Raw genomic sequence first — 25,317 nt, forward strand, 5'->3', positions numbered from 1 at the left:
CCCATGAAATTCGGCATCCGGGCAAAGCTCTTCCTGTTCGTTCTGCTGGCCTGCGCTGCCGTGGTCGTGGTGCAGGCCATTGCCATGCGGCTCGTGATGGAGCGCGGCTTCCTGGGCTATCTCAACCAGCAGAGCCGCACGCGGCTGGAAGAGATCGTTCCACGCCTCGCGCAAGCCTATGCCGTCCGTGGCAGCTGGGACTTCCTGCGCTCCGACTCCCGGGAGTGGGTGAACCTGGTGTTGCCTTTTCTCCAGGAAGCGAAGGGTGATCCTGCGCTCCAGGAGGCGGCTTCCAACCAGACTGGCGCACTTACGCGCGTAGGCCTGCTGGATGCGCAGATGCGCCGTGTGGTCGGCAATCCGAGTATCGACACCCATTCGATCCGCGTGCCCGTCGTGGTCGAGGGACGGACAGTAGGCTGGGTCGCGACGGTGCCGTTCGAGGCGGTGCTTCCGAAGAACGACAAGCGCTTTCTCGAACACCAGTTCACCGCCTTGACGATGGTCGGACTCGGATCGCTTCTCGTGGCGGCCTTGCTCACGCTTATCCTTGCGCGCACGCTGCTGCGGCGGGTTCGGGACATGGCCCGGGCTACGCACCGCCTGGCCGCAGGAGACTTCGCGTCGCGCATTGCGGATGGCGCCCATGACGAACTCGGGGCGCTGGCACGTGACTTCAACCACATGGCCCGGACGCTGGAGCATGCCGATCGCGCGCGGCGGGGCTTCATGGCGGATATCTCCCATGAACTGCGAACGCCGCTCGCGGTGCTGCGCGCGCAACTCGAGGCCATCCAGGATGGCATCCGTTCATCCACGATCCAGTCGACCAACGCCATGCACATAGAGGTCGAGCGGCTCGGCAAGCTGGTCAACGACCTGCATGACCTGTCGCTGAGCGACGTCGGTGCCATGGCGTACCGGCGGGTTCCCGTCGATGTGGGCACGGTGCTGCTGGCGGCGGCCGAGAGCATGCGGCAGCGACTCGACGCGGCGTCGCTGCAATTGATAGTGCAGATCGCACAAGCGCCGCTGATCGTCAGCGGCGACGAGGTGCGCCTGCATCAGCTGTTCGGCAACCTGCTCGAGAATTCGCGGCGCTATACGGATGGCGCCGGCATGGTCCGCGTGGGCTGCGCCCGGCACGGCGCTACCGCACTCATCTTCATCGAGGACAGCGCGCCCGGCGTGCCCGACGACAAGCTGGAGAAGCTGTTCGAGCGCTTCTACCGCGTCGAACAGTCCCGCAATCGGGCCACTGGCGGCAGCGGCCTGGGACTGGCCATCTGCCGCAACATCGTGCAGGCCCATGAAGGGCGCATCACGGCCTCGGCGTCGCAGTGGGGCGGGCTTCGCATTGCGATCGAACTGCCGCTGATCCGGTGAACCTTCTTGATGGGCATGAGAGGTGCCTTCGTGAATTCGCACAGTGCGGTGCGTATTTGTGGGGTGTCCCGCAGCGGAAGGCGCACTAAGCTACGCGCATGGGTGGATCGAATGCCTTGGGTTCGCTGGGGTGCGCATAGGTGGCGTGGCGATCAGCGCTGATGGCGGGGCAACCTGGCATGAGGCCGAGGTCCGGCCCCGCCGGGAATTCGAATGGCAGCAGTTCGCGGCGACGCTTCCGGGAACGTCCGGCCCGGTGAGCGTCGTCGCGAGAGGCCGGGACGCCGAAGGATCGATGCAGCCGTTGAGCGGCACACGATGCGCGGCACGTTCGGCCCAGATCCAGCGGCTTCTGCCAGATTCTTGAAAAATCATCTCGACAATCGTCGACGGCGAACACGCAATGTATCGGACGGTGCCTCACCGAATTGTTTTTTGTATTCCTGCGCAAAGCGCCCCAGGTGAAAGAATCCGTGCTCAAACGCAATGTCGGTAACCGTCTGCTCATCCGCGACATTCAAAAGCTGCTCACGAACCTGGCCAAGACGAATCTTCCGTAGATAAGCCATTGGCGTAGTCGCACGATGCTGCTGAAATGCGCATTGCAACGCACGCACGCTGACCCCGAGCGAAGAGGCAATATCAAGAACAGTCAAAGACAGATCACCAACGTGGTCGTGGATCAGCGCCTCGGCGCGGCTGGCCAAGCGGGCGGGACGCGAAACCGGCTGCTCTCCTCGCATCCATCCCGAGTAGTTGTGTGGATGACCATGGAGCAAGGATGTCAGCACGAACAGCTCCAGCGATCGATACGCCGGCGCCGGCAGCGAACCCGGCAGTGTTTTGACCAGATCCAGGATGCCACTCCATATGCGCTCGAGCTCTGGAGAAAATGGCACCAGGTCGAACTTCAGCCCATCATCGAGCGGTCGGCCAACGAGATTGGCGCAGCAGGCTTCAAGCGCGGCCGCGTCGGGCCTCAAAGTGATCTGCTCGAAGCTAGGGCCAAAATCGAAACGCGTGGGGCGCCCAGCCGATACCGGGATCGTCGCCCCTTCATTCCAGGCCGACGTTCGGTTGCCCTGGAATACCGCAGCTTCACCCGCTGTGCACCGCATGAAGAGAAACAGCTTGGGAAACTCGCCGGCATCGACTTCCACGCGAGCTCCGTAAGCGAGTCGAACGATAGGAAGAGGCCCTGCTTCGGTAGCACTCAGCCGGGTGTCCAGCATCCTGGCCCGACGGTCAAGATGCAGCTCATGCGGACAGTACACAGCACCCACCGCATCGATCGCCTCGTCGAGATCTCTCGTCTGATAGTGCATGTTCGCCTCTTTAGCGTACGGTCCGGCAATTCTGCACATTGTGCAGCAAGCGGTCTATTTTCTTGTATGGGCCATTCTGGCGGCCGCACGCCACGCAATCAGGGGACACCCGGGGATAGCAACCTGCGCAGAGCGGACAGGCCGGCGTATTTCGGATCGCTGCGCATCGCATCTTCAGCAAGACTGGCGCCAGCTGAGCAGCTTGCCAGCCCTTCATCCATGCAGGAGTACTTGATGAGCTTGTCCCACGAACTCGGCCTTTCCGAGACTTACAGCGCTTTCATCAACAACGAGTTCCAGCCGACGATCACCGGCCAGAGCTTCGAAGCCCGGCATTCGAGCACGGGCGAGCAGCTCGCACGCATCGCCCGATGCGGCAAGGTCGAAGTTGATGTGGCGGTGCAAGCCGCGGCAAGCGCCTTTCCGGGCTGGCGTGCCACGCCGCCGGAGGAGCGCTCTGCGATGCTCCTGAAACTCGCAGCCGCCGTGGAGGCCGACCTGCCGCGGCTCGCACGCATCGACTCGATCGACATCGGCCGGCGCCTGTTCGAGACCGAACTGGACCACCGCTTCGCGATTTCGCAGTACCGCTACTTCTCGGCCGCGGCAATCACCCACGAGGGCTTTGGCCGGCCGATTCCCGGCGGCTACCTGGTCGCCAAGCGTGAGCCGTACGGTGTGTGCGGTCAGATCATTCCGTGGAACGTGCCGGCGATCATGACTGCCTTCAAGATTGCGCCCGCGGTGGCCGCAGGCAACACCATCGTTCTGAAACCCGATGAGAACGCCTCGCTCAGCACGCTGGAGCTGTGCAAGCACGTCGCCGAGATTTTTCCACCCGGCGTCATCAACATCGTGCCCGGCTTCGGTGAGGAAGCTGGCGCCGCCTTGACTGCGCACCCGGGCGTATCGAAGCTGGCGTTCACCGGCAGCAGCGAGGTCGGCCGAATCATTGCTCGTGCTGGCGCCGAAAGGCTGGTTCCCGTTTCACTGGAGTTGGGCGGCAAGAGCCCGAACATCATCTTTCCCGACATCGACGACATCGATGCGGTGGTCGACAACGCGATGTTCGCGACGATGTACTGCAACGGCCAGTCCTGCCTCGCGGGCACCCGGCTGTTCGTGCATGACGCGGTCTACGACTCGGTGATGGATCGACTGGTCGCCGGAATGGAGCGCGTGAAGATCGGCTCAGGTCTTGCACCGGACACGGTGCTGTCGAACCTTGTGTCGGCCGAACAAGGCAAGCGCGTGCTCGGCTACATCGACATCGGGAAGGCCGAAGGCGCACGCCTGGTAACCGGTGGAAAGCGTGTTCCCGTGGACGGGCACGAGGCAGGCTACTTCATCACCCCTGCGGTGTTCGAGGCGCACAACCGAATGCGCATCGCGCAGGAAGAGATCTTCGGGCCAGTGCTCAGCGTTATTCGCTGGAAGGACTACGACCAGATGATCGAGGAAGCCAATGGCGTGCGCTACGGACTGGCCGCCGGCCTGTACACCTCCAACCTGCGCAACGCATGGGAGACCGCCGATCGGCTGCAGGCGGGATCGGTGTGGATCAACCACTATTTCAATCTGGCCAGCGGCTCGCCGTTCGGCGGTTTCAAGGAAAGCGGGATCGGCAGCGAGTACTGCCACGAGACGCTGAACATGTACACCCATCTGAAGGCCGTGACGGTCCAGACGCAAGTGGCCCAGCCCTGGTTTGCCCCGAAATCATGAACCGGCCACGTGTGCACCAGCCTTTTCAACCCCAACTATCCCAAGAGGTCATCCGATGAAAATCACTGCTGCTGTCATGCGCGAGAAGGGTGGCAAGTTCGCCCTCGAAGAGATCGAGCTGGAGGACCCGCGGGACGACGAAGTCCTTATCCGCATGAAAAGCTGCGGCATCTGCCACACCGACACATTGCCAAGAGACCAGGTCGTGCCGACCCCATTTCCTGCGGTATACGGCCATGAAGGCGCAGGTGTCGTTGAAAAGGTCGGTGGCCGGGTGAGCAAGCTCAAGCCAGGAGACCATGTCGTGATGAGCTGCAACTCCTGCGGCCATTGCGATACATGCCAGACCGGCAAGCCCATGTACTGTCGGCACTTCTTCAAGGCGAACTTCGGCTTCGCGCGCATGGACGGAACACCCACCATGCACAAGAACGGAGAAGTCGTTCACGGGGCATTCTTCAGTCAGTCCTCCTTCGCGACATATGCGTTGGGCACCGAGCGCAGCGTGGTCAAGATCCCTTCCGATGTGCCTCTCGAACTCATGGGGCCGTTGGGCTGCGGCGTGCAGACCGGTGCGGGCGCAGTCATCAACTCACTGCGTCCGCAGGCAGGTGATTCGATCGCGATCTATGGCGCGGGCTCTGTCGGTCTTTCGGCATTGTTGGGAGCGAACGTGACCGGGTGCGCCATCCGGATCTGTGTCGATCCCAACGAAGCCCGGCTCCAGTTCGCGCTCGAGCTGGGTGCAACACATGTCATCAATCCGCGGGTAGACGATCCGGTCAAGAAGATCCAGGAGATCACTGGTGGCGGCGGGACGCAGTTCTCGCTTGAAACGTCGGGCAACCTTCTGGCATTGCGCCAGGCCGTCGATTCAATCCAGATCATGGGCGAGTGCGGAATGATCGGCGCACCCGCATTCGGGAGCGAGATCGGCCTGGACACCTGGGGACTTCTTCTCGGCCGGAAGATCCGCGGCATTTGCGAGGGTGACTCGGTGCCCGACCTGTTCATCCCAAAGTTGGTGGAGTTGTATCGGCAGGGCCGCTTCCCATTCGACAAGCTGATCAAGTTCTATGAATTCGATCAGATCAACGAAGCCGTCGAGGATGGCGAGCGCGGCAGAACGGTCAAGGCCGTACTTCGTTTTCCCGACTGACACGCTTTGTAGAAGAAACCTTAGAAAGGAATAGCATTCATGCCGGTGAATCGAAGAGGGGCAATCAGGATGGCTACGTCTTTGGCGGCGCTGAGTACGGGATGCGCTGCCACTCAAGCGGTGAGCACGCGCAACGAGATCGGTACGCAAGTCGACTCATTGACGTTCGATCTCGGGATGCCCACGCCTCAAACTGCGAAAGACCTCTACGACGTCCTGGACCACCAGAGCGCTGCCATGAGCTATCTCTGGGCGATCCCGACCGTCGGGGTGGAAAGCGCGCGGCAGATGCTGATGGACAACGCCGGTGCTCACAGCGGGGATCTCGTTTTGGTGTCGGGGTACCGCGACGTCAGCATGATGCTCGGTTCGAATGTCACGACTCCCTATGTGTTCGCCTATTTCAATCTTTCGCAGCAACCACTCGTCCTGCACTATCCGCGGGGGGCAACGGCGGGATCGTTGATCGACTGGTGGGATCGCCCTCTGTGCGACGTCGGCATGACAGGGCCGGATGCCGGTAACGGTGCCGTTTTCGTTCTCCTCGGCCCGGGCCAGAAGGCACCGTCGGACATTCCGAGCGGCGCGCATGTTCTGCGGTCACGAACATTCAAGGTCCTCATGTTCTGCCGTGGACTCGATGCAGACCTGAAGAAAGTGGAGGCGGTTTTTTCCGCCACGAAGGTTCACCCCTATGGCCAGAAGCCCGCACCAGCAAGCACACGGCTGCTGCGGTTCAAGACGCAGGGAGATCTGACGAGCATGGCCCACCCTCTGGGCCTTCCCTATTGGCAGCGGCTGGCAAATGCAATCCAAGGAGAGCCGGTCGAGGAACGCGACCGCTTCTTTGCCGCCATGCTCAAGCAGCTTGGCATCGAGGCCGACCGATCATTCAATCCAGACGCAAGACAGAAATCGATCCTGGAAGACGCCGCGGTTTTGGGCGAGGCGATTGCGAAGACCCTCGCATTCAAGAAGCGCATTGCGGGCATGCGCTACCGCTCCGACGCTCATTGGGAATACCTCATCGCGCCCAATTTCAACAACGAGCAGGATGTGCCCGGCGGCACGCTGTTCGAGGAGCGTACGGCGTTCTTCTACGAAGTGACCGGCACGTCGGCGGCCGTGCTGACCAAGACGCCTGGGGCCGGCGCAGCCTATCTCGCTGCCTACTACGATGCGACGGGCGCCTCATTCCATGGGGAGCGGAGTTATCGCCTTCGCGTGCCGCAGAACGTACCAGCGAAGCTGTTCTGGTCGATCACGCTGTACGACACGCAGACCCGCGGATTGATTCAAAACGCGCAGCAGCTCGCCGACCGCTCATCGCGTCAGGACCTGCAAAAGAACGCAGATGGATCCATTGACATTGTCTTGGGCCCGACACCGCCGTCCGGCCTCGAGAAGAACTGGATTCCAACGACACCTGGAAAATCCTGGTTCGCCTATTTCCGTCTCTTTGGCCCTCTGGAGTCCTATTTCGACCGCTCGTGGTCACTGCCTGACATTCAGCTTCAGTCGGGCTGATGCTGCCGGGCCGAGCAGACAATCGTACTGATGTCCAGACGTTCTAAGAGCCGTCCCAATCGGTGGGTCGAGATTTCCTGACAGCGTCCGGACCGTGCCTGCCAGTGGCTTGCGTGCCGGTTGCCTGCTGCAGGCCTTCGCTTATGCCGGCCTCGTTGCTCCCACCTGTTGGTACACGGCCGCCTCGAAGTCCATGAGCGTCTTGACGACGGGCATGTCAAAGAAGGGCAGCAACTGGGTCATGAGCACGCCACCGATGCCCTTCGAGCGGTCGATCCAATAGTAGGAGTTGAATAGGCCGGCCCAATCGGCGGTTCCGGCACTGCGCATGCCCGGCACGTCGGCAAGCGTCAGTTGGAATCCGAGGCCCCAGCTCTGCGGAACCGGCGGCGCAGGCACATCGTTCGACAACTCGGGAATGAGGGACTTCATCAGTTCTGGGAGTTTGATTCGCCCGAGGTGGTTCTGCAGCGCCATCTCCACGGTCGGGGCGCCAAGAATGCCGGCGCCATCGTTGAGCCAGGCCTGGACGAAACGCCCGTAATCCTGCACCGTGCCGTAGGACCCGTGCCCAGCGGCGTCCCATTCCGACGTCGGTGGGAGGTCGAGTGCTGACGGCGCGAGCTGACCGTCAATCTGGCGCTGCATCACGCGCAGCAACCGCCCGCGCTGTTCGTCGCTCGGCGTGAACGTCGAGTCGCTCATTCCCAGGGGCCCATACACGTTTTGCTCAAGATAGCTGCTCAATGTATGCCCTGACAGCTCCTCGACGACGAGGCCCAGCCAATCCGTGTTGACCCCGTACTCCCATGCGGTTCCCGGATCGTTGATCAGCGGTGCCGACAGGCTGCGCTTCTGACCGGAAAGCGCGTTGGGCTCTCCCGTGGCCTGGTGATAGCTCATCAGCTTATCGTTTAGAAAGAAGTAGCCCAGGCCCGCCGAGTGCGTCATCAGTTGTCGCACCGTGGCCTGGGTGGCTGGAGCACGCAGGCGTGGTCCGCCGCTATCGAATCCGTCCAGCACCTGCAGCCGACCGAATGCCGGCAGGATCGACTCGACGGTGGCATCCAGACTCAGCCGACCCTTTTCGACTAGTTGCAGCGCCGCCGTGGTGGCAACGGCCTTGGTCATCGAGGCATTGCGAAACATCGTGCGCTCCCCGGCCTCGCCGGCGGCGTGGTGGAACCGCAGGCCGCCGCGATCGACCACCACGGCGGCAATGCCGTGCACGGCACCTTTCGAGACAGCGCCGTCTAGCAGCGCCTTGATGGTCGAACCGTCGAATGACATGGTCGTCTCCTTCGTCGTGGATGGATTACATGTGCCAGAACTCCTCTTGCGCACTGGCACTTCGCGCCCGGCAGTTCGATGCAAGTCCCAGTGGCCCACTCATGCCGCGTTGGTGTCAGCACAAGAGGCGAGCCTCAGCTGGCAATTCGCTGCGCGCAGGATCGGGCCGGCCAAATTGGTGTTGCCCACGTGCGCTTCCTGATGTCCCGGCAACGTGCGCCGAGCACCGGACCCCAAGTTGGGCGCAATGGGTGGTGGTTGCTCAATCTGCCGTGACACCCCGTCCACGCCCCCGCGGATCCGCGACGGGCTTGGGAGTGCCGTTCGTGACCTGGATCGCCTGCACGTCCGTGTCGAACCAGTTCGTCGACACCGTATACCCGCGTGCAACCAGGTCGGCTGCGATATCGGCAGGAATGGGCGCGTATGGCTCGCCTTCGATCACCGTCCCTTGAGGCAATTGATGGTGAAAGCGGCGGTTCTTGACGGCTTGCTCAACATCCATGCCGTAGTCGACCATGTTTGCAAGCACCTGGTACACGGCGGTGAAGATGCGAGAGCCGCCGGGCGTGCCGATCACCGTGATGGGCTTGCCATCCTTCAGCACAATCGTGGGCGACATCGACGACAACGGTCGCTTGCCGGCAGCGACCTCGTTGGCGGTGCCACCTACGACTCCGAGTAAGTTTGGTTGGCCGGGAACAGTCGCAAAGTCGTCCATCTCGTCGTTGAGCACGAACCCTGCGCCACGCACGATCACACCACTGCCGTAAGGGCTGTTAAGCGTGTAGGTGTTCGACACCGCATTGCCCCACTTGTCCAAAATGGAAAAGTGCGTCGTGTGCATCTTCGGCGTGCCGGGTTTCACGTCCGCCGTCGGCGTGATGGCGGTGGGATTCACTTCCGCCGCTCGCGCGGTAATGTAAGTTGAGTCGAGCAGCCCGGTGATCGGCACATCCGTGAAGTCGGGATCGCCGAGGAAGGTTGCGCGATCGGCGAACACGCGCTTCATCATTTCGGCGGTGAGATGGATGTATTGCGCACTGTTAACCTCGACGCCGGAGAAGGTCTTCGAGAGCGCCGATTTCATGCCGAGCAACTGCGCCAACGCGATTCCCCCTGAGCTCGGTGGTGGCGCGCTCAGCACCGTCATGCCGTTCCACTCTATCGAAAGCGGCTCGCGCCAGACGGGCTTGTAGGCAGCGAGGTCGGCCTTCGTGATGATGCCCTTCCCGCCGTCCTGCGTCATCGCCGCCACCAGTTGGTCGGCAGTTTGACCCTGATAGAAGCCGTCGGCGCCGTTGGCGGAAATTCGATCGAGTGTCGTTGCGAGTTCAGACTGCTTGAACAGAACGCCCGTTGACATGCTGCCGAAGTACTCGGTCAGGTTGGCCGGATAGGGCGCTCCGCTGAACGCTTTGAGCATGAACTCGCGCCAGGAGATCGACTCCTTGGCCGGATAGTAGCCATCGCGAGCGAGCGCGATGGCCGGCGTCACGAGTCGTGACCAGGGCAGCTTGCCGAACTTCTTGTGCGCCTCCCAGAGACCCGCCACCGTGCCGGGCACCGCGACAGCCTGGGCGCCCCAGACACTGCTGCTGGGATCCTGTTGGCCGGAGGCGTCCTGGAACTGTAAATAGAACTTCGATGTCGCGGCCGCAGGAGCCGTCTCGCGATAGTCGAGGAAGTACGGCTTGCCGTTCATATAGATCGTCATGAACCCCCCGCCCCCGAGGTTCCCCGCTTCGGGATAGGTCACCGCGAGCGTGAATGCAGTGGCCACGGCTGCGTCGACGGCATTGCCACCTTCGCTGAGGATTTGCTTCGCGACTTGTGCGCTGTAATCGTCCCCGGTGGCTGCCGCGCCGGCGGTCATTGTTGGGGCGCTAGCGGTCGCTACTGCTGCGCCGGTGTTCAGTACGGCGTCGCTACCGCTGCCGCCGCAAGCGAACAGCACGGGCACCGGCATCGCCAGTGCAAAAGCAAGCAGGGAGCGCCGTGAGAGTGCGGAAATCTTCAACATGTGTTGTTTCCTTGAATCGTGACTAAACCCGCACCGCGGGGTGCTGATCGGAAATGGGCGCTCTAGTCCCCTATCACCGTTTCACGGTTCCGCGAATACCGGGACGCTGAATGTCTTGTCGGCAGCGGCCGGAGCTCTTTGTCAATATCGGCGCTGTAAGTCTTGGACCGGGCGAACTCGATAGTGAGGCTCATTGAGAAGTGCTGAACGTTGCTGGCAAGGGAGAACGACACGCCGCCGTCGCCGGCAGTGTGCGATCTCGGCGCGCCGGCCGCGATCCTCTTTGCGCACGAATGTCCGCAACGCGCAGCCCACGGGGGCTCGTTTGCCCCAGGGCCAAAGGCGCGCAGTTCAGACACACCGGCGCGAAGCGCTCGCCGAGCTACGGCCCGTTCCTAGGCTAGTGGCTCATTGGTGCATGTAAGGCGGACGGCGAATTTCGTGCACCGTCGAACGTCGGCGACATTTCCATGAGGCACTTGCCGCTGGCGTTCGCTCTTTCTGTCATCGCTATGGCGTCACAGGCGCGGGCCCCGTCCGATCAGGAACTGATTAATGCCGCTGAAGGACCCGCCGTGCTGAGGTGCAGCGCCGAATAGAAAGCCCAGCGCTACGGCCCGCGGAAGTGGGTTTACACCGGGGACGTCGAGTACCTCGCATCGATATGGGCGCTGAGCACGAACGACAATCTCGGCGATGTCGCGCAACCGGTCGGGCACGAAGGCAGCACCGACGACTCGGCCGGTCGCTTCACCTACAGTTGGCCACAGGCGGTCCTTCCCAACATTGGATCGAATGTCCGCTGTAGAACCGACAGCAGTCGATCCTTTTGCCTTCCAGAAGGATCGTCTGGACCAAAGACCTGCGATTTCAGGAGAAAAGTTCAGTCGCCCTTAAATCCGGAGGTCTTGACGATGCTCCCCCAGCGCAACGCTTCTGCTTTGAGCATGCGATCAGTTTCGGTTCGACCCGCACCCGTCACAGTGAATCCCGCCTCAATCAATTTTTGTCGAACCTCAGGCAACTGAACAGTCCGCACAAGGCCGCGACTCAGCGTGTCCAACGCGGCCTCAGGCGTTCCTGCGGGCGCAAGAATGGCGAGCCATGATGAGAATCTAAGACTTGGCATACCTGCCTCGGCCGTCGTCGGCACAGTGGGGATTAGCTGCGAACGCGTTTGGGCTGTCGTGGCGAGCGCACGCATCTTCCCCCCCTTGAGCTGGGCGCTCGCCACCGCTGTCGAGACCCATGCGCCATCGACATCGCCGGCGATGATGGCTGTGACCGCATCGCCGGTACTTCGGAAGTGAATGGGCTCCACTTTCACATCCGCCTGCGTGCCGAACTCCACGGCACCAAAGTGCCCAGGACTGCCTGCGCCAAACGTTGCGAAGTTCAATGCCCTGGACTTACCCTTGTTAGCGCCGACCATCTCTGCCAGCGTCTTGTATGGAGAGATGACGGGAACGACCAGAACGAAGTCGGCCCAAGCCAACTCCGCCACACCGACCAGTTCGCGCGCCGGGTTGTATGGCAGTTTCTCGAATGCGGTGGGAGCAATACTGACTGACCCAGCTTCAGCCATCAAAAGGTTGTAGCCATCAGCGGCGCTTTTCGCGACCAGCTGCGTGGCGATCTGCCCACCCGCTCCCGGCTTGTTGTCGACCACGACTGGCTGATTGAGAAACTCCGACAGCCGTTGTCCCACGACGCGCGCGAGCAGGTCAGGTCCAGTGCCCGCCGGAAAACCGACGCTGACACGCATGGGACGGTCCGGGTAGCTTTGCGCCGTTGCCGGAAAGGCGAAGGTTGTCGCGATCAACGCGACGCCGAGGGCGGTAAGGGTTCTACGACGTGGTCTTGTCATTCTGTCTCCTGTAGCTTTTTTTGAGGCGATCGGCGCTTTATGCGTTGCGCGTGAGTTCGAGGTTCACCTTGTCTGGCGAGCCTTCGAGGCCGCCCAGCAGTGCCCGCTGATCACCTGGGATGACCATGCTGAATTTGGAGTCCACGGACGTGTACTCGAAGTAGCCCATGCGAGCAATCGGGCGCACCTTCACGATGTCCACCTGTCCGTTGGCATCCAGGACTTCGTCCGCAATGTGAATAGCGACCACCTTCCCGAACACGACGTCCGAACTGCCCATTGGGCCGTTGCCAGGAAAGCGAAGTGTGTTCAGGTATTTGCATTCAAACTGAATGGGCGATCGCTTGACCCGCATCGCTTTCACCAGACGAGAGGGGGCTTTCTCAAGACCGGCGAGTTCAAACTCGTCCACATCCAAAGGCAACTCCTGCGCGCTGATGTTGACCGCTTCGCGCAGATCCCATGCCGCCATGTTCCAAACGAACTCGCCACTTTCCTCGGCATTGCGCACAGTGTCTTTCCGATTTCCCTTGCTGTCCTGGTTGGAGGCGAACATGACAATCGGCGGATTGAACGTCACGTTCTGGAACTGGCTGTAAGGTGCAAGGTTGTGATTGCCCTTGCCGTCGACGGTCGAGATCCATCCGATCGGGCGAGGCACGACGCAGGACTTGAACGGGTCATGCTTGAGGCCGTGGGGGATGTTTCCTGGTTCGTAATACATGGTTCTTGCTTTTGAGTTGAATCGGAAAGAGATCAGGCCTGACGTGTTGCGGCAACGAGCACAAAGAGCATGGTGGCCGGGACTGCACCGAGGTTGCGCCAGGCATGACGCGTGCCTTGCTGGATCACGACGTCATGGGGTTTGAGACGCTTGCGTTCGCCATCGTCCAGTTCGAGATGTATCTCTCCGTTCAGCAACATGGCGTAGTCGACGGTGTCCGTCGTGTGCATGCCGGGATGCTCAACCTCAAAGTGCTCGGCGAGTCCGGGAATCGCCTTCATATACTCCGCGCCCGCAGCGGCAGGATCGAAGTTCGGCGCGGCCATCACGCTGTCCGGTGGGAATGTGACGACCATGAGACGGGTCCCGCCTTCCTCGGGTACCCATGAGGTTGCGTCGGCTGCGGGGTCGCGAGAGCCTTTCGCAGGCACGACGGTGGATTCGTCCGTGCTCCAGATGAGCGAGGTCTCAAATCCCGGCACATGCTCGAAGCGGTGTATGCGTGGTGCTGTGGAGTCCGATGCGAACACCGATTTCCCCGATGCTGCATGCCCAGTCACGATGCGTCTGATTTCCATTTTTGCCTCCTGCAGGTTGCAACGATCAATGCATGATCACGACGTTGGTGAAACCACCGCCGCGCTTGTCTACCGCTTCGAGGGCTTCGTTCACCTGATCGAGCGAGAAGCGCTCGTGCTCGAAGACGCCAAGGTTCAACGTTCCCGCGTGAGCCATGTCGGCCATGTCCTGGCCTTCGGCGGTCGAGAACCACAGGGAACCGATGTACGACTTCTGCAGGCACATCAGCGGGAAAGGCTCGAGCGGGATCGGATCCGCAACGCCGCCAATGTTGATGGCCTTGCCTCCGCGGCGAAGCGCATTGAACGAGTCAAGGACCGTCGCAGGCGATGCGTTCGGACCCAGCGCCTCGATCAACACATCGACACCATATCCGCCTGTCGCTTCCATGACGATCTCGACCGTCGGCCGCTTGCCGAGCTCGATCGGGACGATGCGTGGGTCGAGGCCGCCGAGTTTCTCGAGAAGATTCGTATTGCGACCGGTCGCGAAAATCTTGGAGGCGCCCATCGCAAGTGCAAGGATGACCGCGCCGAGGCCAAGGGTGCCGGTGCCGCCGTCGACCAGCAGTGTTTGACCCGGCGCGAACTGCGCTTTGCGCAGCGCGGAATACGAGGTGCCGAGATAGCCGAAGCGAGCACCTTGCTCGAAGGTGATGCTGTCGTGCAGCTTGACCAGGTTCGCCGCAGGGGCGGTGAGGTACTGACCGAAGCCACCGTAGGGGTAGTCCTCGAAGATCTGCTGCGAGCCTGCGCCGAACCCGAAGTACCCCTGGAACGTGTAGGACGTGCAGTTGATGGGCTCACCCCGTCGGCAAGCCGTACAGTTGCCGCAGGACAGTCCCGGATTCACGTACACGCGATCGCCCACCTTGACCGAGCGCACCTGGCTGCCCACGGCCGCGACAACGCCAGCCGAATCGAGCCCATAGATCGCCGGCAGGCGAGGCAACGGCAAGAACGGAAACCACTGCGAGTAGTGGGTCACGACATTGCGCAGGTTCGGCACCACGCCGGCGGCCTTCACCTCGACCAGTACATCGGTCGGCCTGACTTCGGGCACCGGCACGCTATCCACCTGAAAAGGCTGGCCCTCGACATGCAGGCGCGCAGCACGCATCGACTTCGTCATCTTTGTCTCCTAGATCCGCAGTAGCCCGGTACTTGAGGCGCCCCGGGAGAAGGCGCAAATCGGCGGAGGCTGGTAGCAGCCCTGCTGGAATTTCGCCTTGGCGCTCAGCGGCCCAGGAACTCGACCACCATGCGGTTGAATTTCTCGGCGTGCTCCCACTGCGCCCAATGGCCGCAACGGCTGAACACGTGCAGGTCGGCCTTCTGAAGCCCTGCAACAAGGCGGAGACCGGTGTCCAGCGGCACGAAACGGTCGTCACGACCCCAGATCACCATCGTCTCGGCCGAGATTTCGCCCAGGCGATGGCCCACGTCGGGAAATTGCTTCGGGTTAGCTTCGGCGCTCTTGACGAAGTTCTCGAGGTGTTCGCGGCGCGACAACATGTTGTCCAAGCGCAGTCGGAAGAGATCCTCGGTGAGCGCACTCGTGTCGTACACGAACACATTCATCATTCGCTTCAGGTTCTCGATGCTGGGATCGCGGTACAGCGCGCCGATGAGCTTGATGCCTTCGGTGGGCATGGGAACGAACGAGCTGACACCGCCGGTGCCGCCGCCCATGAGCACGAGCTTGCCAACGCGCGACGGGTTCGCGAGAGCGAATGCCACGGCGCTGTGGCCACCCATTGAGTTGCCGATGAGGTGAGCCTTGTCGATCTTCAGGACGTCGAGCAGGCCTTTCAATGCCGTGGCATTGAGGTCGGAGCGCGACCCCTTCGACACGATGGGGTCGCTCTTGCTCCAACCAGGGGCGTCCATGAGGACGACCCGGTAGCCGGCCGTGACCAGCGGCTCGACGTTGCGGTGGAAATTCGACCAACCACTCGCGCCGGGGCCGGAGCCATGCAGCATGACGACGGTCTGCTCGCCTTTGCCTGCATCGTTGTAGTGGATCTGCAGGTCGAGATCGCCCTCCTTGATGCGCACAAGGCGACTGGTCGATGCATCTGTGATGGTCGTGCTTTCGGTGGTCATGTGGTGCTGTCTTTCAGAAAAGTCTCAAGAACTGGCGAGCGCTGCGGAGCCCAACACGAGCGATACAGGTTGCGCGGGCTTGTTCGCCAAGAGATCGAGCGCCACGTCGACGATCATGTCTTCCTGACCGCCCACCATGCGGCGCTTGCCGAGCTCCACGAGGATGTCGACGGTCTTCAGGCCGTACTTTCTCGCGGCTACTTCGGAGTGGCGCAGGAAGCTGGAATAGACGCCCGCGTAGCCGAGCGCGAGCGTCTCGCGGTCCACGCGCACCGGGCGGTCCTGCAGTGGACGAACGATGTCATCTGCGGCGTCCATGAGCTTGTAGAGGTCAGTGCCGTGGTCCCAGCCAAGACGGGCGGCTGCGGCGATGAAGACCTCGAGCGGGGCGTTGCCGGCACCAGCGCCCATGCCCGCAAGACTTGCATCGACTCGGTCACACCCTTCCTCCACCGCCACAATCGAGTTGGCCACGCCGAGGCTCAGGTTGTGGTGGGCGTGCATGCCCGTTTGCGTCTCCGGCTTCAAGGTGTCTTTGAATGCCCGGAATCTGTCGCGCACGTCGTTCATGCTGAGCGCGCCGCCGGAGTCCACCACGTAGCAGCAGGTCGCGCCGTAGCTTTCCATCAGCTTGGCTTGGTCGGCCAGCGCCTGCGGCGTGGTCATGTGGCTCATCATCAGGAAGCCGACCGCCTCCATGCCGAGATGGCGGGCGTATTCGATGTGCTGACGGGAGATGTCCGCCTCGGTGCAGTGCGTGGCGACACGCACAATGCGCGCGCCGGCGTCGTACGCGGCCTTGAGGTCGTGGACGGTGCCGATGCCCGGCAGCAGTAGCGTGGCGATCTTGGCGTGACGGATGACGCTGGCCACCGCCTCGATCCATTCCACATCGGTGTGCGCGCCGAAGCCGTAGTTGAAACTTCCGCCCTGCAGCCCGTCGCCGTGTGCGACTTCGATGGAATCGACCTTCGCGTCGTCCAGCGCCTTGGCGATTTGCTTGGCCTGTTCGATGCTGTATTGATGGCGGATCGCATGGCTGCCGTCGCGCAGCGTCACGTCCGAGATGTAGATTTTCTTGGTTGGTTTGCTCACGGTAGTTCCTTCAAACGCTTGCGGGCGCGAGCATCCGCTCCGCCATTGACTCGGCAGTGCGCAGCGCGGCGCTGGTCATGATGTCGAGGTTGCCGGCGTAGGCCGGCAGGTAGTGGGCTGCGCCTTCGACTTCCAGGAAGATCGAGGTCTTCAGGCCGTGCAGCCGCGCGCCCACACCGGGGATGCGAATCGGATTGCCGGGCTCGATCCTGTCGAACTGCACCCGCTGCTTGAGGCGGTAGCCGGGCACGTAGGCCTGCACGTCTTTGGCCATGCGCTCGACGGATTCGGAGATCGCGTCCTCGTCCGCCAGCTCGCTGAGCGTGTAGACGGTGTCACGCATCATCAGCGGCGGCTCGGCCGGGTTCAGCACGATGATGGCCTTGCCCTTCGCCGCACCGCCGACGACCTCGATGGCCTTCGAGGTGGTCTCGGTGAACTCATCGATGTTGGCGCGCGTGCCGGGGCCCGCACTCTTGCTCGAGATGCTTGCGACGATTTCACCGTAGTGAACCTTGGCGACCCTGGACACCGCAGCCACCATTGGAATGGTGGCTTGGCCGCCGCAGGTCACCATGTTGACGTTGGGCGCGTCGAGATGAGCGCTTCCATTGACGACCGGAATGCAGTAGGGACCGATGGCCGCAGGCGTCAGGTCGACCAGGCGAATCTCCGGCTTGTGCCGGCGCAGGAACGCGTCGTTCTTGACGTGTGCTCCGGCGGACGTGGCATCGAAAACCACGTCGATGTCCGCGAACACCGGCAGCTTCACCAGGCCCGCGACGCCTTCGTGCGTGGTGGCCACGCCCAGGCGCGCGGCGCGCGCCAGTCCGTCGGACTCCGGGTCGATGCCGACCATCGCGCCCATTTCGATGTGCCTGCCGTGCCGCAGGATCTTGATCATCAGGTCAGTCCCGATGTTGCCGCTGCCAATGATCGCGGCCTTGAGTTTTCGAGTCATGAATACCTCTCGCAACCCGCAGGCTGCTCGTGTGGATGAAGAAGGCGAATCGCTCCGCCGTTACTCGTTGCCGAAGCGTGCGCGGACGCTGCCGACGCCCTCGATGCGGGCCTCGAAGCGGTCGCCTGCTGCGACGGGGACCATCGGGCCCAGAGCGCCTGTGAGCACCAGGTCGCCCGCGCGCAGCGGCTGCCCCAGAGCCGCGAGCTTTCGTGCCAGCCAAACAGCAGCATTGAGCGGATGGCCGAGGCAGGCCTCGCCACTTCCGCTCGACACAGACTCCTCGCCGCGGTGCATGGTCATCTTGGAGAACTTGAGGTCCAGGCCGTTCAGCTTTGTCGGAACACCGCCAAGCACCACCAAGCCACTCGAAGCGTTGTCCGCCACGGTGTCGGTGAAGCGGATGTTCCAATTCGCGATGCGGCTGCCGACGATCTCGATCGCCGGCAGCACGTAGTCGACGGCACTCATCAGCTCGACGAGGGTCGTGTCTGCAGCCGGGAGGTCGCGCTCCAGCACCAAGGCGACTTCGGCCTCGACCTTCGGTTGCAGCGTGCGCGAGAGCGGCACGATCTCATCGTCCCCGTAGAGCATGTCGGCGAGCAGCGTGCCGAAGTCGGGCTGGTCAACGCCCAGTTGCTTCTGAACGGCCAGCGAGGTGAGCCCGATCTTTCGCCCGACGATGCGGCGGCCCTGAGCGACTGCGTGCGCAACGTTCGCCTGCTGGATGGCATAGGCGAGTTCACCACCAGCGTCGTCGCCGATTTCCTCGCGCAGGGGATTGATCGGTTCGCGCTGCTGCTCCGCCTGGCGCAGGCGCTCGGCCCATTGTTCGATTCGTTTGTCCATGGTGTTTACTTTCATTGGGGAGATGACTGCTCGAGGAACATCAAGCCGAAGCCTGCGATGTATTCCGGGATGGCCTGGTAGTGGCGGAAGGTGCAGGGAATGGCCTCATCGGTGCGCAAGGCGCTGCGGCCGACCAGCCAAGTCTTCGATTCGTGGGCCGACAGGCCGCCCTCTTGCTCGATGCTTTGCTCGGTCGTGGCGCAAAGCTCATCGAGTCCCGTGGTGCCTTGCGGCAGAAGGTCCATCCAGCGCTTATCCCAAGCCGGATTGAGCGGCTTCATCCCGCTGGATCCCGCAGCCAAGGCTCGGCCGGCGGCCATCACTCGCTGCGTCTTCGCCTCTCGGTCCTCAGGCGTTGGCTCGCTTTTGATGGTGATGCGCTCGCGCACCGCGAGATCGGGGTGAGACAGCGTCGGTACCGGCGGCTCATGCGACAGGCCGCCCGAGCCGATGAGCAAGGTTCTTTCCGAACGTCCGTCCAGGAACCTTCCAATGGCCCCGCCAAGGGCACGGCACCTGCGCAGGCGTGGGATGCCAGGCTGCGCCACCGCGTTCATGAACAGTGGAAGCAAGGGTGGCGTTGCCAGGCCGCCCCACAGCAACTGAAGTGCCTGCGAGAAGCCGTGGTCGACCTCCATGCGCCGCGACACAGCGATGTCGAAGTCTTCCTCCATCAGGTGTGTGGCCAAGGCCTCCGCAATGACGCCCTCGACGTTCAAGTCGCCAGCTGGCGAAAGGTAGTCGCCGACTGCGCGCGCTTGTGTCCCGAGGCAGAAGGGCGGCATGAGCTGGTTGAAGAAGCCGTTGTAGTGATCGGGTGCCACCAGCACGATGAGCTCCGGATCGAACCTCAGGACGTGCGCGCGTGCGATGGCAACCGCTGCCATCAAGTCACTCTCGACCGCAGGGGGAACCGGGTTCAGTCCCATCAACGGTGAGTGGGACATCCCGAGGAACGCACGGCGGGTCATGCGCGAATCGCCGCTGGTGCTGCGTCGAGCAGGGCAGCGAGGGCGCGCTCCAGTGCGACCGTTGCAGCGTCCACATCGGTGGTGGCGGCATGCTGGCGCCAGGCCACCACGCCATCCGGTCGCACGAGGATCGCACCGGCCTCGTCCACTTCGCGCAGTTCCTGCCAGCTGCAGTAGGAATCCAGGGCGCCCGGAGCTCCGACGACCAGCGTTCGCAGGTACGGACGGTCCATTGCCGCTGCCGCGTCCACCCAGGCCCTGCCGGCGATTCCCGTCAGCAGCGTGAAGCGTCCTTTGCCGACCAGATCGAGCGTGGACACGCGGCGACCATCGGCACCGACCAGCCAGGCGTGAGGCAGCTTCGCGCCTGGCCGCGTCGTGGCCTGAACATGGAGCTGCGGATCGCGCTTCCAGACCTCCTCGGCCGCATCGGCGTCCTGGATCACCGCTGCGGACACGCAGCGCTGGTTGAGCTCGACGCCCTGTGCGTTGAACTCGTAGTTCTTGACCTTGAGCGCATCTGCCAAAGCCGCCCGGCGGGCAAGGCCCTCGGGACCGGGGTCGGCGAGCTTCTGCAGGCCCGCTTCGACGGGGTCAGCCGCATCGGCATCGCGGAAGCACCGGTTCAACGGTGCGTAGTCGACGCGTGACTGATTGGCGCGCGCGACGATTTGGGCGCCGACTGGCGCACGCTCCAGCGTGTATGAGTCCAGCAACCGTTCGCCGGCGTAGCCCTTGACCACGAACGCGAGCTTCCACGCAAGGTTGAACGCATCCTGCATGCAGGTGTTGGAGCCAAGCCCGGACGAGGGCGGGTGGCGGTGCACAGCGTCGCCGCCGCAGAACACGCGTCCTTTGGAATAGATCGGCGCGTGGGCCTGGTTGACGTACCAGACCGATGTGCTCTTCACCTCGAACTCGAGGTCCGGGTCGCCGACCAGTAAGCGCACCTTGCGCTTGATCTCTTCAGGGGAGAAATCTGGCTCTCCCTTGCTCATGTCGAATCCCCATCCTGCGATCCACTCGTCCCACGGATTGATGGCGCGCAACAGGCCCATCCCGATCTCGCCGAAGGCCGCGTTGGAGGTGACGATCCAGTACAGGATGCTGGGCCGATGCGCGACATAGCGCGAGAGATCTGCCTTGAAGAAAACGTAGGCGGTCGCGGCACGTGCGAGCTGACCCTGTACCTGGAGCCCTGCATCGTCCATGACTTTCGAGCGCGCGCCGTCGGCGCCGATGAGGTAGCGCGCCCTGACCTGGTACTCGCGCCCGGTGGCCCTGTCCTGCAAGAAGACGGTGACACCTTCGCTGTCCTGCTCGTGGCGCAGGTACTCGGTGTTGAACGAGAAGACGGCGCCGCGAGCGGCCGCATTCTTCACCAGCAGGGGCTCCATCTTGTCCTGCGGCAGATCGAGCATCGTGCAGGGGCTGCCCTGCAGGTAGTCGCTGATGCGATCGTCCCCGGTACCCCAGGTGCGCAGGCGTGCAATCTCCTGGCCGGCGAGGCTGGTGGTGAACAGGGTGTCCCCCATCCACTCCCAAGGCGTGGCTTCCAGGCGCGCTTCCTTCTCCACGCCGAGATCCCGCAGCACCTCTACGGCGCGTTGGTTGGTGATGTGCGCACGCGGCGTGTTCGCGGTCCAGTTGAAGCGGTTCACCACGTGCACGCGCACGCCGTAGGTGGCCAGCGCCAACGCGGTCGTCGCGCCCATGGGACCGGTGCCCACTACGAGCACGTCGGTCTGGAACTGTTCCGGTCTTTTCACGATGGATCCTCTTCTTTCTTACTTCAGCGTGGCTTGAATGACAGTGCCGTAGGCATCGATGTCCTTGCGCAGGCGCGCGGACAGTTCGGCCGGCTCTGCCGGATAGGGGTCGCCCGAGGCGGACAACTTGTCCTTCATCGAGGGCTGCTTGAGCGCTGCGATGAACGCGGCGCTCAGGCGATCCACCGTGGCCTTGGGCGTGGCGGCGGGCGCGACGAAATACAGGTAGTTGGAGATCGCAAGGCCCGGGTAACCGCTTTCTGCGAGCGTCGGCACGTCGGGCATGAGCGGGTGGCGCTTTTCGCCAAGGGTCGCGATCGCGACCAGCTTGCCGGTCTTGACGTACTGCTGCGCGTAGTGGACCGGCATCACCATGATGTCGATCTGCCCCGCGATGAGGTCAGTCGCCGCGGGCGCCAGGCCCTTGTAAGGGACGTCGACGAAGGTGCCCTGCGTCAGGTTGTGCAGCTGGTGCATGTGCAGGAACCACGGGCTGCCCGAACCCATCGTGCCGAAATTGAGGCCGGACTTGTCGCCGCCCTTGGACAGCTGCACCACTTCCTTGACGGTGCGCGCCTGAACCTTCGGGCTCACGACCAGAACCAGCGGCACCAGGATCATTCCGGAGATCGGCACGAAGTCGCGTACCGCGTCGTAGGGCACCTTGCCACCAAGGATGTCTGTCGCCTTGGGGTTCTTCGCCATGACCTGGTTGATCGCGTGCGAGTCAGAAACGACCCCTATGGTGAGGCCGTCGGCCGGCGCGCGGCTGACGAGTTCGGTACCGATGATCGAGGAAGCGCCGGGGCGGTTGTCGATCAGGATGGTCTGCTTCAGGCTTTCGGAAGCCAGGTTGGCTACGGCACGCGCAGCCGAGTCGGCGTTGCCGCCTGCTGGGTAGGGCACGATGATGCGAATAGGCTGCTTCGAGGACTCTTGCGCCATGGCAGGCGAGATGGCGAGGCCGAGGGCGAGCGAAGTGCACAGAGCGCGTCGGGTGATGTTCATTTCATGTCTCCAGGTGGTGGCCTCTGGGGGCCGATGCGGTTTCTTGCTGACGTAGGGCAGTGTCTGAGCGCAAGTCGACGCCGTATAGTCGGTGCACCTAGTGCACCAAACAGAGAACGAAATGGCGACTTCCCCACGCACTCCGCAGGAGCACCTCTATCGCGAAGTCAGAGGCTTGAGCCGCGGGCTGGCCGTACTTCGGGCGCTGAATGCGTTGCCCGGCGGAATTGGTGGCGTCGTTGAGCTCGCTCGGATCACCGGCATTCACCGGACTACCGTCAAGCGGTTGCTGGAGACGCTGAGATCAGAGGGCCTCGTCCACCACAAGGACGACGGCGCGTCCTATGCGTTGGGCTTTGAAGTGCGTCGGCTCTCCGAGGGCTACGTTGGCGCGGACTGGATCGACCGCGTGGCTGCCCCCGCCATGCGTGCGCATTTGCGGGCGCTCTCGTGGCCCAGCGACTTGGCCACGCCCGACGCTGGCTTCATGATCGTGAGAGAGTCCACCCATCGCGTCAGCATGCTGTCGCAGCACAGAGCCACCATCGGTATTCGAATCCCGATGCTCGTTTCTTCCTTAGGGCGAGCGTGGTTGAGTTGGTGCGCTGATGAGGAACGTGTTGCTACCCTGGCGCTGCTGGCGCAGCGCACGGATGCCATCGGAGAAATGGCGCGCGACAGCGGCTATGTGAAGCGGGTCATTCGCGAAACCCGGCGCCGTGGCTACGCCATGAATAGAGGGGAATGGGCTTCGGAATCGAGCGTCACCGCGATCGGATTTCCGATCCGGATTGGCGAGCACGCCATCGGAGCGATCAACCTCGTCCTGCAGAACAACGTCGTCTCCGACCGAGAGGTGGCAACACGCTATGTTCCGCTCCTGCGCCAGTTGGCGGACGACATCTCCGAGGCGACCAGCAGCGCACCGCGCGGATGACCACTTAAGTAGTGAGGATTAGGGGATAACCCTCGATCTCACCGATCGCGCTGCGCTGTTGTGTGGTACCGCTGATCTCTAACGCTTGTCAATCACGCCAGGGGAGTGCGGAATGTCACTCCGAAAGCACCACTCAAAGAACTGGTCGAGTTCATTCGACTTATCGAACAGGGCATCGGCGCCCAACTCCAGACTTCGGCGCCGCATTTCGTCGGTCGGATAGTTCGTCAAGACAACCATTCGCTGATGCGACGCGCGTTCCTTGCAAGCTCGCAAGACGGACAACCCCGACCCTTCTCGCAAGAAGAGATCCACCACAGCCAAGTCCCACGCGTTGCCGAGATCTTTGAGGACGGTAACAGCGTCGCTTGCCGTTTCGGCCACGGCGACAACTTCCGCACTGGCGAGGTCAGCTAACGCCGGAATCAGCGCCTCTCTGATGGTGGTGCTGTCCTCGATGAGAACCGTCTGGAGCGACATGGCGTTGGAGCAGCGTTGCTCGATCCCACTTGTTGCGATAGGTTGCGGACTGTGAACAGTTATACGTATCGTCCAAGTTGATGATGTAGGTCAAAAGCTTGACCGCGCAGAGGCGACTGAGTCTTTGCTTACTGCCGACTAAACATCGGATTTCAAAGTGAAAGGTGTGTCATGACCCGCCCATCCCCCGACGACAGAGACGCCGCCGATTTGACCAAGGCGCTTGAAGACAACAAGCAAGCAACTGAGACGATCCAGGAAGTTGCGGAGGATCTCTCGGTAGTCCATACAGTGCTTGACAGTGAAGTGCCGAAAGGGACGTTGCATCCCGACGTCGGCCAGGCGATCGAGCAAACAGACCAGCTCAAGGACAAGCTCAGGTCGGCCGAGGAAAAGTTGAAGACCGTGAATGAGGCGCTTGAACAGAAGGTCGCCCCAAACGGCTCTTAAGGCCGCCAGCGCTAGATGATCCCCTGGCGCGCTCCTTGGGGCCCCGCACGCAAAGAGCGAACAACTCGCAAAGCGCGCCGGAGGGGAGGTCACATCATCCGCAGGCCCCGGGGCACCCTCAGCTGCGGTACGGGCGAATGTGATCCAGTTCGGATTCGATGACCTCGCGCACGACTTCCTTGAAGGCTGACACAAGCCGGGAATGAGGCGCATCGGGCGCGAGCAGGAGCGCAAGGCGCACCGTGATGGCAGGCTTGAAGGCTCGCACCTCGAAATCGAGATTGCGCTGCTCCTCGAGCGCCGCCAGCGGATTGATCACGCTCACGCCCAGGCCCGCAGCGACCAGCGAGCAGACGGAGGCGCCCAGGTCGGACTCCAGTACCGTCCGGGTCTTGACGCCGGCGGCGGCCAACACCTGGTCGATGCGTTCCCTCGGGCCGCTGCCCAGCGGGAATGAGATGAAGGCTTCGCCGTCCAGGTCCGATGCACGAACCTGCCTGGCCCGGGCCAGGCGATGTTCCCTGGGAAGCAACGCGACGCAATCCATGCCGAGCAGCGTTTCGACGTGCATGCCGGGCGGATCATCGCCATACAGGATGGCCAGGCCCAGGTCGCACAGGCCCGAGCTCACCCATGTGTCGACGGTCGTGGCCGCACCGGAGTGGATCGTGACGAGCGTCTCGGGGTGGTCGCGCTTGAACCGGACGACCGCCTGGCTGAGGACGCCTCCGGCAATTCGCGCCATGGCGGCCACTGCCAGGCGGTCGCCGCCGAACGTCCGGATGTTCGATGCCGCAGACTCCAGGCCCTGCAGCCCGGCGAATGCCTTCTCGACTTCCTGGAAGAAGCGTTTGCCTTCGAGCGAAGGCGCCAGGCGCGTGCCGCTGCGTTCGAAAAGCGCAAACCCGATGATCGCCTCCAGCTGCGAAACGAGGCGGCTCACCTGGGGCTGCGAGGTGTGAAGCCGGCGCGAGGCTTCGGTCATCGACCCCGTCTGCACGACCACCCGGAAGGCCTCGATGTGCTTCAAGGTCATGCGTCGGCTGCTCATATCAATATTGTATGACGCGCTGTTGAGTACGCATTT

Annotated in this window: 22 protein-coding genes; 6 read left to right on the plus strand and 16 right to left on the minus strand. The window is 62.6% G+C overall.

The window, feature by feature from the left end; translation table 11 throughout:
• Positions 1-3: 3 nt before the first annotated feature.
• Positions 4-1,386: a sensor histidine kinase efflux regulator BaeS gene (gene baeS / locus RZE77_RS28515; protein WP_319443067.1), complete on the plus strand. Its 1,383-nt coding sequence runs from the start codon at positions 4-6 to the stop codon at positions 1,384-1,386.
• 371 nt (positions 1,387-1,757) lie between these two features.
• On the opposite strand, the gene RZE77_RS28520 is transcribed toward baeS, so the two are convergent.
• Positions 1,758-2,711 (minus strand): AraC family transcriptional regulator, encoded by a 954-nt coding sequence (locus RZE77_RS28520; RefSeq protein WP_307640210.1) that lies wholly within the window; start codon positions 2,709-2,711, stop codon positions 1,758-1,760.
• Between the two features lie 234 nt (positions 2,712-2,945).
• On the opposite strand from RZE77_RS28520, the gene RZE77_RS28525 reads away from it, so the two are divergent.
• The 3 genes from RZE77_RS28525 to RZE77_RS28535 all read left to right on the plus strand — a co-directional run bounded on the left by RZE77_RS28525 (position 2,946) and on the right by RZE77_RS28535 (position 7,122).
• Positions 2,946-4,436 carry an aldehyde dehydrogenase family protein gene (locus tag RZE77_RS28525; RefSeq protein WP_319443434.1) on the plus strand — a complete coding sequence of 497 codons (1,491 nt, stop codon included), beginning with the start codon at positions 2,946-2,948 and terminating at the stop codon, positions 4,434-4,436.
• 55 nt (positions 4,437-4,491) lie between these two features.
• Positions 4,492-5,595 (plus strand): NAD(P)-dependent alcohol dehydrogenase, encoded by a 1,104-nt coding sequence (locus tag RZE77_RS28530; protein WP_319435130.1) that lies wholly within the window; start codon positions 4,492-4,494, stop codon positions 5,593-5,595.
• 237 nt (positions 5,596-5,832) lie between these two features.
• Positions 5,833-7,122: a DUF1214 domain-containing protein gene (locus RZE77_RS28535; protein WP_319443068.1), complete on the plus strand. Its 1,290-nt coding sequence runs from the start codon at positions 5,833-5,835 to the stop codon at positions 7,120-7,122.
• 141 nt (positions 7,123-7,263) lie between these two features.
• On the opposite strand, the gene RZE77_RS28540 is transcribed toward RZE77_RS28535, so the two are convergent.
• From RZE77_RS28540 to RZE77_RS28600, 13 genes are all read right to left on the minus strand, one after another.
• Positions 7,264-8,412, minus strand: coding sequence for a serine hydrolase domain-containing protein (locus tag RZE77_RS28540; RefSeq protein WP_319443069.1), 1,149 nt, complete (start codon positions 8,410-8,412; stop codon positions 7,264-7,266).
• A 262-nt stretch (positions 8,413-8,674) separates the two neighbouring features.
• The gene (ggt, locus tag RZE77_RS28545; protein ID WP_405547990.1) at positions 8,675-10,381 is read right to left on the minus strand and encodes a gamma-glutamyltransferase; all 1,707 of its coding nucleotides are present in this window, start codon (positions 10,379-10,381) and stop codon (positions 8,675-8,677) included.
• A 937-nt stretch (positions 10,382-11,318) separates the two neighbouring features.
• Positions 11,319-12,302, minus strand: a complete 984-nt coding sequence (locus RZE77_RS28550; protein WP_319443071.1) for a Bug family tripartite tricarboxylate transporter substrate binding protein — start codon at positions 12,300-12,302, stop codon at positions 11,319-11,321.
• Positions 12,303-12,339: 37 nt separating this feature from the next.
• Positions 12,340-13,026 carry a flavin reductase family protein gene (locus RZE77_RS28555; RefSeq protein ID WP_319443072.1) on the minus strand — a complete coding sequence of 229 codons (687 nt, stop codon included), beginning with the start codon at positions 13,024-13,026 and terminating at the stop codon, positions 12,340-12,342.
• A gap of 32 nt (positions 13,027-13,058) precedes the next feature.
• Positions 13,059-13,604 (minus strand): cupin domain-containing protein, encoded by a 546-nt coding sequence (locus tag RZE77_RS28560; RefSeq protein ID WP_319435141.1) that lies wholly within the window; start codon positions 13,602-13,604, stop codon positions 13,059-13,061.
• A gap of 25 nt (positions 13,605-13,629) precedes the next feature.
• Positions 13,630-14,736: an alcohol dehydrogenase catalytic domain-containing protein gene (locus RZE77_RS28565; RefSeq protein ID WP_319443073.1), complete on the minus strand. Its 1,107-nt coding sequence runs from the start codon at positions 14,734-14,736 to the stop codon at positions 13,630-13,632.
• Positions 14,737-14,840: 104 nt separating this feature from the next.
• Entirely contained in the window at positions 14,841-15,710 is an 870-nt protein-coding gene (locus tag RZE77_RS28570; protein WP_319443074.1) for an alpha/beta fold hydrolase, read from the minus strand.
• Positions 15,711-15,734: 24 nt separating this feature from the next.
• Complete coding sequence (dmpG, locus tag RZE77_RS28575) at positions 15,735-16,805, minus strand: 4-hydroxy-2-oxovalerate aldolase (RefSeq protein ID WP_319443075.1); 1,071 nt, start codon at positions 16,803-16,805, stop codon at positions 15,735-15,737.
• Between the two features lie 10 nt (positions 16,806-16,815).
• The gene (locus tag RZE77_RS28580; protein ID WP_319435144.1) at positions 16,816-17,766 is read right to left on the minus strand and encodes an acetaldehyde dehydrogenase (acetylating); all 951 of its coding nucleotides are present in this window, start codon (positions 17,764-17,766) and stop codon (positions 16,816-16,818) included.
• 60 nt (positions 17,767-17,826) lie between these two features.
• Positions 17,827-18,615, minus strand: coding sequence for a 2-keto-4-pentenoate hydratase (mhpD, locus tag RZE77_RS28585; RefSeq protein WP_405547882.1), 789 nt, complete (start codon positions 18,613-18,615; stop codon positions 17,827-17,829).
• Between the two features lie 11 nt (positions 18,616-18,626).
• Entirely contained in the window at positions 18,627-19,586 is a 960-nt protein-coding gene (locus tag RZE77_RS28590) for a 3-carboxyethylcatechol 2,3-dioxygenase (RefSeq protein ID WP_319443077.1), read from the minus strand.
• Positions 19,583-21,301 (minus strand): FAD-dependent monooxygenase, encoded by a 1,719-nt coding sequence (locus RZE77_RS28595; RefSeq protein ID WP_405547992.1) that lies wholly within the window; start codon positions 21,299-21,301, stop codon positions 19,583-19,585. Before RZE77_RS28595 ends, RZE77_RS28590 begins: the two co-directional genes overlap by 4 nt.
• Before the next feature lie 72 nt (positions 21,302-21,373).
• On the minus strand, positions 21,374-22,363 hold the full coding sequence (locus RZE77_RS28600; protein ID WP_307640226.1) for a Bug family tripartite tricarboxylate transporter substrate binding protein: 990 nt from the start codon (positions 22,361-22,363) through the stop codon (positions 21,374-21,376).
• Positions 22,364-22,484: 121 nt separating this feature from the next.
• On the opposite strand from RZE77_RS28600, the gene RZE77_RS28605 reads away from it, so the two are divergent.
• A complete protein-coding gene (locus RZE77_RS28605; RefSeq protein WP_307640227.1) occupies positions 22,485-23,300 on the plus strand; it encodes a DNA-binding transcriptional regulator in 816 nt (271 codons plus the stop codon).
• Between the two features lie 78 nt (positions 23,301-23,378).
• Here the strand turns inward: RZE77_RS28605 and RZE77_RS28610 are convergent, their stop codons facing one another.
• A complete protein-coding gene (locus RZE77_RS28610; RefSeq protein WP_307640228.1) occupies positions 23,379-23,780 on the minus strand; it encodes a response regulator in 402 nt (133 codons plus the stop codon).
• Positions 23,781-23,951: 171 nt separating this feature from the next.
• On the opposite strand from RZE77_RS28610, the gene RZE77_RS28615 reads away from it, so the two are divergent.
• Positions 23,952-24,230 (plus strand): hypothetical protein, encoded by a 279-nt coding sequence (locus RZE77_RS28615; protein ID WP_319443079.1) that lies wholly within the window; start codon positions 23,952-23,954, stop codon positions 24,228-24,230.
• A gap of 118 nt (positions 24,231-24,348) precedes the next feature.
• Here the strand turns inward: RZE77_RS28615 and RZE77_RS28620 are convergent, their stop codons facing one another.
• The gene (locus RZE77_RS28620; protein ID WP_405547994.1) at positions 24,349-25,266 is read right to left on the minus strand and encodes a LysR substrate-binding domain-containing protein; all 918 of its coding nucleotides are present in this window, start codon (positions 25,264-25,266) and stop codon (positions 24,349-24,351) included.
• Between the last annotated feature and the right edge of the window lie 51 nt (positions 25,267-25,317).

Origin of the sequence: Variovorax sp. SPNA7 (genome assembly GCF_033807855.1) — a bacterium.
GTDB lineage: Bacteria > Pseudomonadota > Gammaproteobacteria > Burkholderiales > Burkholderiaceae_C > Variovorax > Variovorax beijingensis.